This window comes from Nocardia sp. NPDC058497 (assembly GCF_042720195.1).
In the GTDB taxonomy this organism is placed as follows: domain Bacteria; phylum Actinomycetota; class Actinomycetes; order Mycobacteriales; family Mycobacteriaceae; genus Nocardia.
Window position 1 is genome coordinate 1 of the sequence record NZ_JBHXMY010000913.1, and the last position, 1,567, is coordinate 1,567.

Annotated in this window: 1 protein-coding gene and 1 pseudogene; both read right to left on the minus strand. The window is 67.1% G+C overall.

Annotation, left to right across the window (positions count from 1 at the left end; genetic code table 11):
- Nucleotides 1-384 precede the first annotated feature (384 nt).
- Nucleotides 385-1,176 (minus strand): TIGR03084 family metal-binding protein, encoded by a 792-nt coding sequence (locus ACFWPJ_RS32405; protein WP_378857276.1) that lies wholly within the window; start codon nt 1,174-1,176, stop codon nt 385-387.
- 104 nt (nt 1,177-1,280) lie between these two features.
- A pseudogene (locus ACFWPJ_RS32410) lies at nt 1,281-1,567 on the minus strand (hypothetical protein); the annotation flags it as partial.

Here is a 1,567-nt window from a genome sequence, read left to right on the forward strand (position 1 = left end):
CTTTGACGGTCGCTGACAGGCGCACTATCTGCGTTGGTCGCTGGGCGGTCACGTTGCGGGACTTCCTGCGTGTGGTTAAACCCGAGGGAACGGGGCCGGAATCGTTGAAAGCCACGCCCTGAATTCCACCGTACGGGGTGCTAGCTGGAGTTAGCACTCTCCATTCGGTGAGAGCAGGACCACATCTGGACGCGTGACCTATAAGTCGTAGTCAGCGCGGTGTTCGAGGGCGTGGTTGTTTCTCACATCCACTCGGTGGGTATCCCGGGTAGGCAGGCGAGCGTCATTCACGACTGCCACGGCGGTCAACCCCGGCCAACGAAGTCCGGGCAGTCGGCACGGATGGCGCTCAAAGACTGACGCTCGCCTGTTCGGGGATATTTCTCAGGCGAACTGGCCTGCTTCGCGGCCTGGGCCGGGCGGACCCGCGAAGGCCTGTGCGATGCCGAGCCAGTGTTCGGCGTCCGGGCCCTCGGTGACCAGCGCGGTGTCGTCGCGATGGCGGCGCTGGGTGGCGACCAGGCAGAAGTCGACGGCCGGACCGGTGACGCGCTGCTTCGCGTCCTCGGGGCCCCAGGTCCACAGGGTGCCGTCGGGTGCGGTCAGTTCCACCCGGAATTCCTCGGCCGGCCCGGGTTCACCGTGGACGGTGTAGGCGAAGTTCCTGGTCCGGACGCTGATGTGGGCCACCGTGCGCAGCCGGGCGGTCGGTGTGCGGTCGACGCCTAGCGCGTCGGCGACGTCCTGCCCGTGCGCCCAGGTCTCCATGATGCGGGCCGAGATCATCGACGCCGGGCTCATCGGCGGGCCGAACCAGGGTAGCTTGGTGCCGGCCGGCACGGCGGCCAGCGCGGCGATCAGCTCGTCGCGGCCGGCGCGCCAGCGCACGAGCAGCTCGGCGGGCGGGGTCTGCGCCACTTCCTCGGCGGCCTCGTCGACGAAGGTGAACATCTTCGGCGCGGCCTCGGCCAGCAGCTTCGTGAAGGTCTCGCCGTCGGTGGCGGCCAGCTCGGACACCTCGTCGGTCCAGGTCAGGTGGGCGATCTGGGTGGTGATGTCCCAGCCGGGCGACGGGGTCGGCGTCTGCCACTGTTCGGGGGTCAGCGGTGCGACCAGGTTTTCCAGATCCGCGCATTCGGCGGCGAAGTCGTCGAGGAGCGCTGCGAGGTCAGCCATCTGTTCCCTTGCCGATCATGGCGCGGCCCGGTACGGGTGCGCCTCGTCACCAAGAATCTCAGCGGCCCGAGAAAAATGCAAGCACGCGTGCTTGTTATTTGTGGCTACCAGCCGAAGATGAGCAGGTGGATCGCGCCGACTACGACACCGAGCACACCACCGTGCACGTACAGCAGCCACGCGTCCTGCTCCACCGCGGCATAGAACATCTCCATGAACTCGCCCGGCGTGAGTTTCTGCAGCTTGCGGTCGGCGAACTCGTCGATCTTCTTCGCCTGCTCCAGCACGAACTTCTCGTCGTCGAGGCGGGGCGGGCCGGGGGGGGGGAGGCCCCCCCCCCCCCGCGAGGGGGGGGGGTGGTTAGAGAATAAGAGAGAGACAAAAAAAAAAA

Coding starts and splice junctions, on each gene's coding strand:
- ACFWPJ_RS32405 (WP_378857276.1), bottom strand. CDS start 1,176: ATGGCTGACCTCGCAGCGCTCCTCGACGACTTCGCCGCCGAATGCGCG.